At 72.9% G+C, this 12315-nt stretch carries 12 protein-coding genes; 1 reads left to right on the top strand and 11 read right to left on the bottom strand.

The window, feature by feature from the left end; genetic code table 11:
• Positions 1-175: 175 nt before the first annotated feature.
• From ACIQ7D_RS00990 to ACIQ7D_RS00965, 6 genes are all read right to left on the bottom strand, one after another.
• Positions 176-1285 carry an LLM class flavin-dependent oxidoreductase gene (locus ACIQ7D_RS00990; RefSeq protein ID WP_403931958.1) on the bottom strand — a complete coding sequence of 370 codons (1110 nt, stop codon included), beginning with the start codon at positions 1283-1285 and terminating at the stop codon, positions 176-178.
• 38 nt (positions 1286-1323) lie between these two features.
• Positions 1324-2370: an ABC transporter substrate-binding protein gene (locus ACIQ7D_RS00985; protein WP_403931955.1), complete on the bottom strand. Its 1047-nt coding sequence runs from the start codon at positions 2368-2370 to the stop codon at positions 1324-1326.
• Positions 2367-3248: an ABC transporter ATP-binding protein gene (locus ACIQ7D_RS00980; RefSeq protein WP_403931952.1), complete on the bottom strand. Its 882-nt coding sequence runs from the start codon at positions 3246-3248 to the stop codon at positions 2367-2369. The genes ACIQ7D_RS00985 and ACIQ7D_RS00980 overlap by 4 nt, the downstream gene beginning before the upstream one ends.
• Positions 3249-3256: 8 nt before the next feature.
• Positions 3257-4165, bottom strand: a complete 909-nt coding sequence (locus ACIQ7D_RS00975; protein WP_403931949.1) for an ABC transporter permease — start codon at positions 4163-4165, stop codon at positions 3257-3259.
• A gap of 15 nt (positions 4166-4180) precedes the next feature.
• Positions 4181-5092, bottom strand: a complete 912-nt coding sequence (locus ACIQ7D_RS00970) for a sulfurtransferase (protein WP_403931947.1) — start codon at positions 5090-5092, stop codon at positions 4181-4183.
• Between the two features lie 333 nt (positions 5093-5425).
• Complete coding sequence (locus tag ACIQ7D_RS00965; protein ID WP_403931944.1) at positions 5426-5560, bottom strand: hypothetical protein; 135 nt, start codon at positions 5558-5560, stop codon at positions 5426-5428.
• Between the two features lie 96 nt (positions 5561-5656).
• Here ACIQ7D_RS00965 and ACIQ7D_RS00960 point away from each other — a divergent pair, with 96 nt between their 5' ends.
• Positions 5657-6526 (top strand): LysR family transcriptional regulator, encoded by an 870-nt coding sequence (locus ACIQ7D_RS00960; protein WP_403931942.1) that lies wholly within the window; start codon positions 5657-5659, stop codon positions 6524-6526.
• Here the strand turns inward: ACIQ7D_RS00960 and ACIQ7D_RS00955 are convergent.
• The 5 genes from ACIQ7D_RS00955 to ACIQ7D_RS00935 all read right to left on the bottom strand — a co-directional run bounded on the left by ACIQ7D_RS00955 (position 6506) and on the right by ACIQ7D_RS00935 (position 12180).
• A complete protein-coding gene (locus ACIQ7D_RS00955; protein WP_403931939.1) occupies positions 6506-7561 on the bottom strand; it encodes an ABC transporter ATP-binding protein in 1056 nt (351 codons plus the stop codon). The genes ACIQ7D_RS00960 and ACIQ7D_RS00955 overlap by 21 nt on opposite strands.
• Positions 7558-8718 (bottom strand): ABC transporter ATP-binding protein, encoded by a 1161-nt coding sequence (locus tag ACIQ7D_RS00950; RefSeq protein ID WP_403931937.1) that lies wholly within the window; start codon positions 8716-8718, stop codon positions 7558-7560. The genes ACIQ7D_RS00955 and ACIQ7D_RS00950 overlap by 4 nt, the downstream gene beginning before the upstream one ends.
• Entirely contained in the window at positions 8715-9554 is an 840-nt protein-coding gene (locus ACIQ7D_RS00945) for an ABC transporter permease (protein WP_403933741.1), read from the bottom strand. Before ACIQ7D_RS00945 ends, ACIQ7D_RS00950 begins: the two co-directional genes overlap by 4 nt.
• A 68-nt stretch (positions 9555-9622) precedes the next feature.
• The gene (locus ACIQ7D_RS00940; protein ID WP_403931935.1) at positions 9623-10576 is read right to left on the bottom strand and encodes an ABC transporter permease; all 954 of its coding nucleotides are present in this window, start codon (positions 10574-10576) and stop codon (positions 9623-9625) included.
• Positions 10573-12180: an ABC transporter substrate-binding protein gene (locus ACIQ7D_RS00935; protein WP_403931933.1), complete on the bottom strand. Its 1608-nt coding sequence runs from the start codon at positions 12178-12180 to the stop codon at positions 10573-10575. Before ACIQ7D_RS00935 ends, ACIQ7D_RS00940 begins: the two co-directional genes overlap by 4 nt.
• Positions 12181-12315: the final 135 nt, after the last annotated feature.

The following is a 12315-nucleotide window of genomic DNA, read 5'->3' as shown; positions in this document are numbered from 1 at the left end:
GCGTCCAGCGCGGACACCCCGATGGCCAGGAGCGCGGCGTCCTCCTGGGGCGCGTGCACCGGCGCGTACCGGAGGCCGCGAAAGCGGCGCTCCAGCGGCGGGCGTGCGACGGGGCCAGGGGCTCCAGGCAGCGGCACGGACCGCGAGACTCCGGCAGCGGCGCGATCAGCGGGGCTCAAGCGGCGGCGCGGGCCGCGCGGGAGGCGAGTTCCCGCCGTACCAGTGGCAGGACGTACCGCGCGTAGTCGATGGCGTCGTTGAGCGGGTCCCAGCCGCGGATGGACAGCAGTTCGCAGCCGATGTCGACGTAGTCCAGCAGTGCGGCGGCCACCGTCTCGGGCGAGCCGACGAGCGCGGTCGAACTGCCCGCCGCGTTGGTGGCGGTGGCCAGGGGCGTCCACAGCGCCCGGTCGTGGAGATCGCCCCGGGCCGCGATGTCCAGCAGCCGCTGGGAGCCGACGTTGGCGGGTCGGCCCGCGCCGGGCGCCGGGTAGTGGTGGGCGTGCTTGTTCCGCGCGCGGGCGGCGGCACCCTCCGTGGCCTGCCCGAGGATGCGGTGCGCCTTCTCCCAGGCCAGCTCGTCGGTGGGGGCGATGATCGGCCGGAACGACACCCAGATGCGCGGCCGGGTCCTGCCCGCCGCGTCCGCGACGGCGTTGACGGCGGCGATCTGCTCGGAGGTCTCCTTCAGCGGCTCGCCCCAGAGGCCGAAGATGTCGCCCTGCTGCCCGCCGACCCGGTACGCGTCGGCCGAGGAGCCGCCGACCGAGACGGGAATGGTGCCGTGGTACGGGGTGACGTCCGAGACGAAGTCCTCGAACCGGTAGTGCGTGCCCTCGTGCGAGACGGGCCCGTCGGCGGACCACACCTTGCGCAGGATCTGGATGTACTCGTCCGACCGGTGGTAACGCTCGCTCTTGCCGAGGTAGTCGCCCTCGCGGCGCTGCTCCTCGTCGCTGCCGCCGGAGACGATGTGAACGGCCAGCCGGCCCTTGCTGATCCGGTCCAGGGTGGCGAAGGCGCGGGCCGCGTGCGTCGGGAAGATGACACCGGGGCGATGGGCGAGCATCGGCTTCAGCCGCTCGGTGTGGGTCGCGACGAACTGGGCGAGCTGGAGCGCGTCGGCGGACGACGAGTGGTACGCGACGAGCGTGTAGTCGAAGCCGCCGTCGTCCAGCGCGCGGGCGTAGCGGCGGGTGAAGTCGGGGTCGATGCCCCGGCCGAAGGTGGAGGTTCCGTCGAACGTGGGGTGGGGGTGGACGGCGCTGATGAATTCGACGGGCATGGCGGACTCACTCCTGACAACTGGGCTGACGGGTGGGGTTACTTGGCGTGGAGGCTGGTGTCGACGCAGTCGGCGACCGTGACGTTCGGGTCCAGGACCTTGATGCCGTGCATCGTGTCCGCGACCTTCTGGACCGCCTGCGTCACCTCCGGGGTGATCGGGACCAGTTCGCCGTAGCTCTGGCCCACGATGGTCTTGGCGACCTCGGCGGAGGCGCCGTTGTTCTTCCGGATGGCGGCGCCGTACGCGTCGGGGTGGGACCTGGCCCACTCCAGGGCGGTGCCGAGGCGCTTGACCGCGTCGGCGAGGGCCGGCTTCTTGGCTCGGTCGGCCAGCGCCTTGTCGGTGGCTCCGATGAATCCGTAGCCGCTGACCCGGCCGTCGGCGCCGTTGACGAGCTCCCGGCCGCCCTGCTGGGTCGCCACCGCCTTGTAGACGCCGAAGATCGCCCAGGTGTCGATCTTTCCGGCGCTGAACGCGGCCTGCGCGTCGGTCGGCAGCAGGTACTTGACCTTGACGTCGGAGTACGAGAGTCCGGCCTGCTGGAGGGCGTTGGCGAGCAGGTACTCGGAGATGCTGCCCTTGGCGGAGGAGACCACGACCGTCCGGCCCTTGAGATCCGCCACCTTCCTGACCTCGGAATTCTTCTGGACGACGATGCCGACGGCCGTCCCGTCGTTGCGCAGCGCGGCCACCGTCTTGATCGGCACCCCTCCGCTGAGCGCCTGGAGCGTGGGCAGATCGGCGGCGTACGTGGTGTCCGCCGCGCCCGCCTGGGCCGCCTGGAACAGGGGGGCGGCGCCCTCGAACTCGGCCCATTTCACCTGGTACGGGGCGCCCTTGAAGGCGTCGGAGGCGTTCGCCAGGGTCTGGAGGTTCTTGGCCTGGTCGCCGAGGGTGAGGGTGACGTCGGAGGCGGCGGCCGCCGGCCCGGACGCCCCGCCGTCGTCCTGCGTACCGCATCCGGCCGTCACCAGGGCGAGGACGGACAAGGCGAGCGCGGCGGCGAGGGCGCGGGCGCCGGATCGAGGACCGGGGCCGGACCCGGATCGGGGGCCGGACAGGGCACGGGGGCTCCGGGTCATGACGGGGTTCCTTCCAGGGCCTTCGTACCCGGTGCCGCTTCCGGCGTGGGTACGGGTACGGCTTCGGGGTTGGCAGGGGCGTGGGCTTGGGCGTCGACGGGGTCCGGAGCCGGGTCGGCGGAGGCGTCCCGTACCCCCAACCAGGCCAGCAACCGGCTGCGCAGGGCGACGAATTCGGGCGAGCCGAGAGCACGGGGGCGGGGCAGGTCCACGGTCACCTCGTGCGCGATGCCGCCCGCGTCCATCACCAGGACACGGTCGGCCAGCAGCAGCGACTCCTCCACGTCATGGGTGACCAGGAGGATCGAGCAGCCGTGGCGCTGCCACAACTCGCCCACCAGTCGTTGTGCCTTGGCCCGGGTCAGCGCGTCCAGCGCACCGAACGGCTCGTCGAGCAGCAGGAGTTCGGGGTCCCGTACCAGAGCCCTGGCGAGCGAGACACGCTGCGCCTCACCACCCGAGAGGGTCTTGGGCCACACCCCGGCGCGCTGCTCGATGCCGACCTCCGCGAGATGGCGGGTGGCCAGTGCACGGTCCGGTGTGCCGGGCAGGCCGAGGACGACGTTGCGCCACACCTTCAGCCAGGGCATCAGCCGGGGCGACTGGAAGGCGGCGGAGCGGCGGCTCGGCACGGTGACCTCGCCGCTGATCTCGTCGTCCAGCCCGGCCAGGATGCGCAGCAGGGTGCTCTTTCCGCAGCCGCTCTCTCCGAGCAGCGCAACGAACTCGCCCTGGCGGATGGTGAGATCGAGCCGGTCGATGACGGTCCTGCCGTCGAAGGCCCGGGTCAGGCCCCGGATCTCCACGCTCGCGCCGGCCTCCGTACCTGTATCTGTGGCTGTAGCTGTAGCTGCGTCTGTATCTGTCTGTGTGGTCATCGCGTGCCTCACGCCCCGTCGCCGTCGAAGGACGCCCGCCAGGTCAGCAGGCGCCTGGAGAGCAGCCGCACGATGTAGTCGCAGATCAGGCCCAGGACCGCGTAGACGGCGAGGCAGAGCACGATCACATCGGTACGGAAGTACTGCTGGGCATTGCTCATCAGATAGCCGATGCCGTTGCCGGCGTTGACCTGCTCGGCGAAGACCAGTGCCAGCCAGGCGGTGGACAGGGCGTACCGCAGCCCGATCAGCGCACCGGGGAGTGCCGACGGCAGGATCACGTAACGGATCAGTCCGAGCCTGCCGAGGCCCAGCATCCGGGCCGCCTCGATGAGTTGGGAGTCGGCGGAGCGGATGCCGCCGTAGATGTTGAAGTAGAGGGGATACGTGACACCGAGCGCCACCAGGGCGATCTTCGGGGTCTCCTCGATGCCGAACCAGACGATGAACAGCGGGATCAGACCCACCCACGGGATCGCCCGGAACATGCCCATCGAGGAGTCGATGACGTCCTCGCCCAGCCGGAACAGGCCGGCGGTCAGGGCGAGCGAGAGCGCGATCACGGCGCCGATCACAAAGCCGGTCGCGGCCCGTTTCCCGGACGCGGCGATGGCGCTGGGGAGTTCGCCGCCGGCGGTGAGGTCCCAGGCCTGGCGCAGGACGTCGACCGGTGAGGCGAGGACGTTCTCCGGCAGGACACCGGTCAGGCTCGCCACGTACCAGACGAGGAGCACCCCGACGGGTCCGCTGGCGCGCCGGGCCCACCGGGGGACGCGCACCCCGTGCCGGGCCTGCCGTGCGGGCCTGATGGTGAGGCGGGGGGCCCTGGCCGGGGCCGTACGTACCTCGACGGCCGTGGCGACAGCCGTATCCGTACCGGTAGCGATGCCGGGGGCGGTGTGCTCCTGCACTGACATCTCGGCTCCTCTCGATCAGCCCGGCTGGTGGCCGGTGGCGGCGGGGCGGGCGGGGTCGGCGGACCAGGCGGACCAGGAGCCGGGGAAGAGGGCGGCCTCGGTGCCGGCGAGGGCGAGCGCGGCGATCTGATGGGCCGCGGTGACACCGGAGCCGCAGTAGACGGCGACGCGTCCGGCACCGCCCGCGCCGAGCGCCGCGAAGCGGGCACGCAGGGCGTCCGGCGGCAGAAACGTGCCGTCGGGGGCCAGGTTCCCGCCGGTGGGCGCCGAGCGGGCGCCCGGGATGTGGCCGGCGCGGGGGTCGACGGGCTCGGTCTCGCCCCGGTACCGCTCGGCGGCGCGGGCGTCCAGCAGGGTGCCGGAGCGGGCCAGTGCGGCGGCCTCGTCGGCGTCGACGGTCGGCAGGTGCCCCGCGCCGAGGGTGATGTCCCCGGGCTCCACGGCCGGCTCGCCGGTCTCCAGCGGGAGCCCGGCGCCGCGCCAGGCGCCGAGCGCGCCGTCGAGCAGGGTCACCTCCGCGACCCCGGCCCAGCGCAGCAGCCACCAGGCGCGGGCCGCGGCGGTGTTGCCGTTGTCGTCGTACACGACGACCGGCCGCCCGGCGCTGACGCCCCAGCGGCGCGCCGCCGCCTGGAGGACGTCGACGGCGGGCAGCGGGTGCCGACCGTCGTGCGGTGCGGCGGGGGCGGCGAGTTCGGTGCCGAGGTCGGCGAAGACGGCGCCGGGGATGTGCCCGGCGCGGTGGTGCGCGCGACCGTGCGGGTCGCCGAGGCCCCACCGTACGTCCAGGACGACGGGCGGGTCGGCGGAGGCGAGCAGCCCCGCCAGTTCGGCGACCGTGGTCAGGACACGGGGAGCGGGGTCGTGTTCGGCGGGGACACCGGGAGGGGTGGTGCTCCCTGGAGTGGTGGTGACATGCGCGGGCATACGGTCGCCTCCGGCGGGGTGGGGACGTCTCGACGGGTCTCAGCGGTCTCGACGGGGCTCAGCGGTCACGGCAGGGCAGCGGTCAGCCGGGCGGGAGAGGGAAGGGTGGGGTGGACCGCCCGGGGGCACCGGGCGCACCGGGGTTGCCGGGCCCACCGAGGAGGTGCGGCATGGAAAGGGAAGGGGGAGGAAGGCGCGGGGCGGGACGTCGTCCCTGCGCCCCGTCGGCCGGACGCGCGCATGACGCGGCACGACGCGACGCGGCACGGCGCGGCACGGCGCGGTGTCCTGACGGACGGCCGGCGGCCGGGGATCAGCCCGCGAGCAGGGTGTTCAGCGACAGCGAGCGCTGTTGACGAGGCCGAAGTCGACCACGCGGCGTTGCGTCAGCGGCGCGCCCACGGCGGCACGCCGCCGGGCGTCGAAGGGGTGCGGCTCGACGGCCACCCCGTGCACGGTTCGCAACATGGCCCCAGCATGGCTGACGTACATGTCACACGTCCAACGACGATTCGCACTCATCATCGATCACGTTCTCTGATCGATCGATGTTAGCGTGCGTCCATGGCACCCGTCCTGGACATCACGGCGTTGCGCAGCCTCGTCGCCGTCGCGGACCGCGGCGGCTTCCACCGGGCCGCCGAGGCGCTGGCGCTGAGCCAGTCGGCGGTCAGCCAGCACGTACGGCGGCTGGAGAAGACCCTGGGCCGCCCGGTGGTCGAACGCGCGGGCCGCGGCACCCGGTTCACGGCCGACGGCGCGCGGCTCCTGGAACAGGCCCGCCGCATCATCGCCGTACATGACGAGGCGGTCCGTACGCTGCTCGGGGACACCGTGGACTCCGTCGTCATCGGCTCCACCGAGCACGCCGCCGACCAGATCCTGCCGCTGCTGACCGCCGCCGTGCGCGAGGCGCGGCCCGAATGCCGGGTGCGGTTCCGGATCGACCGCTCGGCCCGGCTGGTGGAGGCCGTGGAGCGGGGCACGGTCGATCTGGCGGTGTACGTGACCGAGGCGGCCGCGACGGAGGGCACCCCGGTCGGCGGTCTGCCGCTGAGCTGGTACGCGGCGCCCGGCTGGGTGCCGCCCGAGGCACCGGCGCCGCTGCCGCTGGTGGCGGTCGAGGCGCCCTGCGCGATCCGGCGCCGGGCCCTGGTCGTCCTCGCGGAACGCGCCATACCCGCCACCGTCGTCTGTGACGCGGGCTATCTCGCCGGGGTCCTGGACGCCGCCCGTGCCGGTCTCGGCGCCGCACTGCTGGCCTCGGTGGGCCCGGGGCCCGAGGGACTGACCGAGCGCCACGACCTGCCGCCCGTCCCGGCGATCCGGATGAGCGCGCACGCCCGGCGGGGCGCCGACCCCGCGATGGTGGCGGGCGCGGTCGCGGCGGTCGGCGCGCTGCTCTCGACGGGGTCAGCCGCCGCCGGGCGCTGACCCCGGTCGCACGGGCCGGGCGTGACCGGGGGCCGCCGCGTCCGGTGCGGCGCCGTCGTCGGTGACGAGATGGCACGACACCCGCCGGTCGCCGGCCGCTCCCGGCGCGCCGGGCAGCGTCCGGGGTACGGGGACCTCGGTACGGCACCGGTCCACCGCGACCGGGCAGCGGGTGTGGAAGCGGCAGCCCGGCGGCGGCGCGAGCGGGCTCGGCAGTTCCCCGCTGAGGACGATGCGCTCGCGGGAGCGCTGGGCGACCGGGTCGGGTACCGGCGCGGCGGAGAGCAGTGCCTGCGTGTACGGGTGCCGGGGAGAGGCGAACAGCTCGGCGGTCGGGGCCAGTTCGACGATCTCGCCCAGATACATCACGGCGATCCGGTCGGCCAGGAACTCCACGGCCGCGAGATCGTGCGTGATGAAGAGGCAGCCGAAGCCCCGGTCGCGCTGGAGATCGGCGAGCAGATTGAGGACGGATGCCTGGACGGAGACGTCGAGCGCCGAGGTGGGTTCGTCGGCGACGAGCAGATCCGGGTCGACGGAGAGGGCCCGGGCGAGAGAGACGCGCTGGCGCTGGCCTCCGGAGAGTTCATGCGGGTGCCGGTCGATGTGTTCGGGCCGCAGCCCCACCTGGGCGAGGAGCGCGGCGACCCGCACGCGGGCGGCCTCGCCACGGGCGATCTGGTGGAGGCGCAGCGGCTCGGCGACGATCCGGCCGACGGTCATCCGGGGGTCGAGCGAGGACGACGGGTCCTGGAAGACCAGATGGAACTCTCGGCGCAGGGGACGCAGTGCGCGGCGCGAAAGACGGGTGACGTCGGTGCCGTTGACGCGTACGGTTCCGGAGGTCGGCTCGTCGAGACGTACGGCGCACCGCCCGACCGTGGACTTGCCGCTCCCCGACTCCCCTACCAGGCCGAGGACTTCCCCGCGCCCCACAGTGAGGGTGACCCCGTCGACGGCACGGACCGTTCCTTTGCCCGCGGCGAAGTGCCGGGTGAGGTCGACGAGTTCGAGGACGGGTGGTTCTGTCGTCATGGGCTGTCCTCCTCGGTGACGGGTGATGTGGCGGTGGCGGACGGTGTGCCGGTGACGGGCGTCCCGGTGGTGGCCGCCACCGCGCCGGTCGGGGCGGGGACGGGGTGGAGGCAGGCGACGAGGTGGCGCGCGGCCTCGCCCGCCGGTGCGAGGACGGGCCGTGCCTCCGTGCACCCGGCGTCGGCGCGGGTGCAGCGCGGCGCGAAGGTGCAGGCGTCCGGCTGTTCGTCCAGGCTGGGGACGAGTCCGGGAATCTCCGTCAGCCGGCGCTTCGCACTGCCCGCCCCCACACCCCCTCCCTCGCCCGGGCGCAGCACCGCGCCCAGCAGGCCCGCCGTGTACGGGTGCCGGGGTGCGGCGAACAGCTCGTGCACGGGGGCCTGTTCGACGGCGCGGCCGGCGTACATCACCAGCACCCGGTCGGCCGTGTCGGCGACGACGCCGAGGTCGTGGGTGATCAGGACGATCGCCGTGCCGAGCCGTTCCCGCAGCGCGTGCAGGACCTCCAGGATGCCCGCCTGGACGGTGACGTCCAGTGCGGTGGTCGGCTCGTCGGCGATCAGCACCCCGGGATCGCAGGCCACGGCGACGGCGATCATCACGCGCTGCCGCATACCACCGCTGAGCTGGTGCGGGTACTCCTCGACGCGCCGGGCGGGCGCCGGGATGCCGACCAGCGCCAGCAGTTCCACGGCTCGCGCCCTGGCCTGCCTCCGGCTCAAGCCCTGGTGTCTGCGCAGCACTTCACCGATCTGCCGGCCGATGGTGAGGACCGGGTTCAGTGAGGTCATCGGCTCCTGGAAGATCATAGCGATGTCCTTGCCGCGTACCTTCCGCAGCTCCTTGTCCGGCGCACCCGCCAGCTCCCGGCCGCCGAGCCTGATCGAGCCCGTCACCGTCGCGGTGGGCGGCAGGAGGCCGAGTGCGGCCAGGGCGGTGACGGACTTGCCGCACCCCGACTCCCCCACCACCGCGAGGACTTCGCCGGGTGCGAGATCGAAGGAGACGGAGTCGACGGCGTGCGCGGTCCGGGTGGCGGAGCGGAACGACACCGACAGATCGCGTACGCGCAGTACGGGCGCCACGACGGGCGACGCGTCACCCACGCCGCCGAGGCCGCCGACTCCGGTGGATCCGGTCGCCGAACCGGTGCTCATCGGGTGCCTCCCCGGGGGTCGAGGACATCGCGCAGCCCGTCACCGAGCAGGTTGAACGCCAGCGTGGCGGCCACGATCGCCAGCCCGGGGAAGACCGCCAGCCAAGGCGCGGGGGCCAGGAACGACTGGGCGCCGGAGAGCATCACACCGAGCGAGGGTTCGGGCGGCTGGACCCCGAGGCCGAGGAAGCTGAGCAGCGCCTCGCCGATGATGGCGGTGGGGATGCCGACCGTGGCCTGGACGATGAGCGCGGAGGACGCGTTGGGCAGGATGTGACGGCCGAGGACGGTGGCGTCGCCGCCGCCGCTCGCCACCGCCGCCGCCACGTAGTCGGTGTGTTTCAGCCGGAGCGTCTCGGCGCGGCTGATCCGGATGACGGCGGGGATCTGCGCGATGCCGATGGCGATGGTCGCGTTGGTCAGGGAGGGGCCGAGGACGGCGGCGAGCCCGACCGCCAGCACCAGGAAGGGAAAGGCCAGCATGGTGTCGGTGAGCCGGGAGACCGCGCTGTCCGCGAACCGGCCGTAGTACCCGGCGAGCAGTCCGAGCGGTACGCCGACCGCGAAGGCGAACGCCACCGCGACCAGGCCGACCTGGAGCGAGGCGCGCGCGCCGTACATCATCCGGGAGAGCTGGTCGCGCCCGAGGTCGTCGGTGCCCAGCCAGTGCGAGAGACCGGGCGGGGCCAGGGCGTCGGTGAAGTCCGGCCGGGCCGGGTCGTACGGGGCGATCAGCGGGGCGAGGAGTCCGGCCAGCACGAACACCACCGCGATGACGGAGCCGGTGAGCGCGAGCCGGTTCGCCCGCAGCGCCCGCGCCCGGGGACCGTGTGCCACGGCCCGGGCCGCTCTCGCCGCCGCGGCGGCCCCCGCGGCGGCCGGTCCGCGCGCCGTACGGGACGGGGTCACCGGGCACCTCCGATCCTGATGCGCGGGTCGATCACCGAATAGACCGTGTCGACCAGCAGGTTGATGAGGATGTACGCGGTGGAGGTGCACAGCACCACGGCTTGCAGTGTCGCGTAGTCGCGGGTGAAGACGGCGTCGATGGTGAGCTTGCCGAAGCCCGGCAGGACGAAGATCTGTTCGGTGACGACGGCTCCGGAGATGAGGTGGCCGAGCTGGAGGCCGAGCACGGTCACCACCGTGACCAGGGAGTTGCGCAGGGCGTGCCCGCCGATGACCTGACGCCGCGTCAGCCCTTTGGCGCGCGCCGTCCGGACGTAGTCGGCGGAGAGCGAGTCGAGCATGGCGGCGCGGGTCTGGCGCATCACGACCGCCGCGAGCCCGGATCCGAGCACGATCGAGGGCAGCACCATACGGCGCAGGTTGTCGAGCGGGTCGGTGGTGAACGGCACGTAGCCGGAGGCCGCGAAGACGGGCAGTGCGATGGCGAAGGCCAGGACGAGGACGATGCCGAGCCAGAAGGTGGGCACGGAGAGCCCGAGCAGGGCGACGGCGTTGGCGAGCCATTCCTCGGGCCGGCCGCGCCGTACGGCGGCGACGACCCCGGACCCGATGCCGACCACGACGGCCAGCAGCAGGGAGAGCGCGGCGAGTTCGAGGGTGACGGGCAGGGCCTCGGCGATGGCGTCGGCGACCGGCAGGCCGGTACGGGAGGAGGTGCCCAGATCGCCGGTGAGAGCATGCCCGACGTAACGCCCGTACTGGACGGCGAGGTTGTCGTCGAGACCGTAGCTCTCCCGGACGGCGGCCAGCGCTTCGGGGCTGCGCTCCTCCCCGGCGAGGGCGAGCGCGGGGTCGCCGGGCAGGGCCCTGACGCCCGCGAAGACGACGACGCTCACCAGGAAGAGAGTGATCAGCGACTGGCGCAGCCGGGTGAGCAGATGGCGGGTCATCGGGCGTATCCGGCGGTCGTGACGCGGACGAGTCCGTCGCCGTAGATCCGGACCCCGGCGACCGCCTTCGTGGCGACGGCGTAGTTCTTCTGCCGGTAGACATAGACGAGGGCGTGTTCGGCGTTGGCCCGGCGTGTCAACTCCTCGTAGATCAAGGCGCGTTCACTGGGGTCGGCTTCTCTGCGGCCCTGGGCGATCAGCTCGTCGATCCGTGGGTCGGAGAGCCCGTACGCGTTCATCGCGCCCCGGGTGCCGAGGAAGCTCGCGATGTTGCCGTCCGGGTCGAGCCGTCCCGACCAGCCGCTGGTGAACGCGTCGAAGGCACCGGAGTCGGTCTCCTCCAGCAGCGTGGCGTACTCGGTGGGGCGCAGGGTGACCGCGAAGCCCGCCTCCTTGGCCATGGCCTGGACGACCTGTCCCAGTCTGCTGGACTCGGGGGTCGTGGAGACCTTCAGCTCCATCCGGACGGGGGTTCTCACGCCCGCCTCGGCCAGCAGCCGTCTGGCCCGTGCGGCGTCCCGTTGCGGGCAGCGCGCGGGGTCGACGCCCGGTGCGAGGGCGGAGCCGGGCGAGACGGGGCCACAGGCCGGTTCGTACATCCCCTGGAAGACGACCTTGTTGATCAGCTCCCGGTCGAGGGAGAGGGCGAACGCCTCACGGACCCGGACGTCCCGGGCGATCGGGGTGTCGATCCTTCCCGGTTTCTCGCCGAGTCCGCGCACATTGCCGACGTTGAGGCCGATGCCCTGGTAGCCGAGGGACGGAGAGTTGAAGACCTGGAGCTTCGGTTCGCTCTGTGCGCCACGGACATCGACGGGGGTCATCTGGTCCCCGATCTGGATGTCGCCGGAGCGCAGATTGGCCAGGCGTACGGTGCCGTCGGGTATCGGCTTGTAGATCACGCGGTCGAGACGGACCCGGTCCGCGTCGTAGTAGCGGGGGTCCTTGCGGAGCACGATCCGGTCGCCGCCGACCCGCTCGACGAAGCGGAACGGACCGACGCAGGAGGGGTGGTTGGTGAAGTTCTTGCCGTACTTCGCCAGCGCGGCCGGGGACATGACCATCCCGGAACGGTCGGCGAGCACCCCGGTGAGCGGTACGTACGGCTGCTTCAGGGTGAGGCGTACGGTGTCGGGCCCGGTGGCCTCCACCCGTTCCAGCGGGGCGAGTTCGGTGGCGCGGGCGGAGCCCGGCAGATCGCGGTGGCGCAGCAGCGAGCCGGCGACGGCGCGGGCGTCGAGCCGGGTGCCGTCGCTGAACCGGGCGTCGCGGCGGACGCGTACGGTGACGGTCCGGCCGTCGGCGGAGACGGCGGGCAGCGCGGTGGCGAGCTGCGGGACGATCGTCCCGTGCTGGTCGATGTCGTACAGCTTCTCGCACATGCCCGCGAAGACGGTACGGCCGACGAGGGTCTGGGCGAGGCTCGGATCGAGCTTGTCGGGGTCCGCGTTGAGGGCGACGGTGAGGGTGCCGCCGTCGCGTACGGGCCGGTCGTCGGTCATCCGTACCTCGCCGGTCCCGGTCGCGGACGACTGGAGCGAGGCGCAGCCGGAGAGGAGCACGGTCAGGGCGAGCGCGATGAGTCCGAGAGGTGTTCGGCGCACGAGATTCTGCCTCCCGCCAGGAGCCGATCAAGGAATACCGCCGACCGTATTTCGCATACAGACCCACGACAAGAGTGAGGCCCGCGCTCGGGCGGGGTTTTCGATGAAGATCGGGTAACCCGGCACGGCAATTCG

The organism is Streptomyces sp. NPDC096310 (assembly GCF_044763125.1).
In the GTDB taxonomy this organism is placed as follows: domain Bacteria; phylum Actinomycetota; class Actinomycetes; order Streptomycetales; family Streptomycetaceae; genus Streptomyces.
This window is presented reverse-complemented; position numbering and strand designations above follow the sequence as displayed.

Bases quoted from the DNA above. Each gene is read 5' to 3' on its own strand.
- ACIQ7D_RS00990 (WP_403931958.1), bottom strand. From the start codon at position 1,285: ATGCCCGTCGAATTCATCAGCGCCGTCCACCCCCACCCCACGTTCGAC.
- ACIQ7D_RS00970 (WP_403931947.1), bottom strand. From the start codon at position 5,092: ATGCCCGCGCATGTCACCACCACTCCAGGGAGCACCACCCCTCCCGGT.
- ACIQ7D_RS00950 (WP_403931937.1), bottom strand. From the start codon at position 8,718: ATGAGCACCGGTTCGGCGACCGGATCCACCGGAGTCGGCGGCCTCGGC.
- ACIQ7D_RS00975 (WP_403931949.1), bottom strand. From the start codon at position 4,165: ATGTCAGTGCAGGAGCACACCGCCCCCGGCATCGCTACCGGTACGGAT.
- ACIQ7D_RS00960 (WP_403931942.1), top strand. From the start codon at position 5,657: ATGGCACCCGTCCTGGACATCACGGCGTTGCGCAGCCTCGTCGCCGTC.
- ACIQ7D_RS00985 (WP_403931955.1), bottom strand. From the start codon at position 2,370: ATGACCCGGAGCCCCCGTGCCCTGTCCGGCCCCCGATCCGGGTCCGGC.
- ACIQ7D_RS00955 (WP_403931939.1), bottom strand. From the start codon at position 7,561: ATGACGACAGAACCACCCGTCCTCGAACTCGTCGACCTCACCCGGCAC.
- ACIQ7D_RS00980 (WP_403931952.1), bottom strand. From the start codon at position 3,248: ATGACCACACAGACAGATACAGACGCAGCTACAGCTACAGCCACAGAT.
- ACIQ7D_RS00940 (WP_403931935.1), bottom strand. From the start codon at position 10,576: ATGACCCGCCATCTGCTCACCCGGCTGCGCCAGTCGCTGATCACTCTC.
- ACIQ7D_RS00965 (WP_403931944.1), bottom strand. From the start codon at position 5,560: ATGTTGCGAACCGTGCACGGGGTGGCCGTCGAGCCGCACCCCTTCGAC.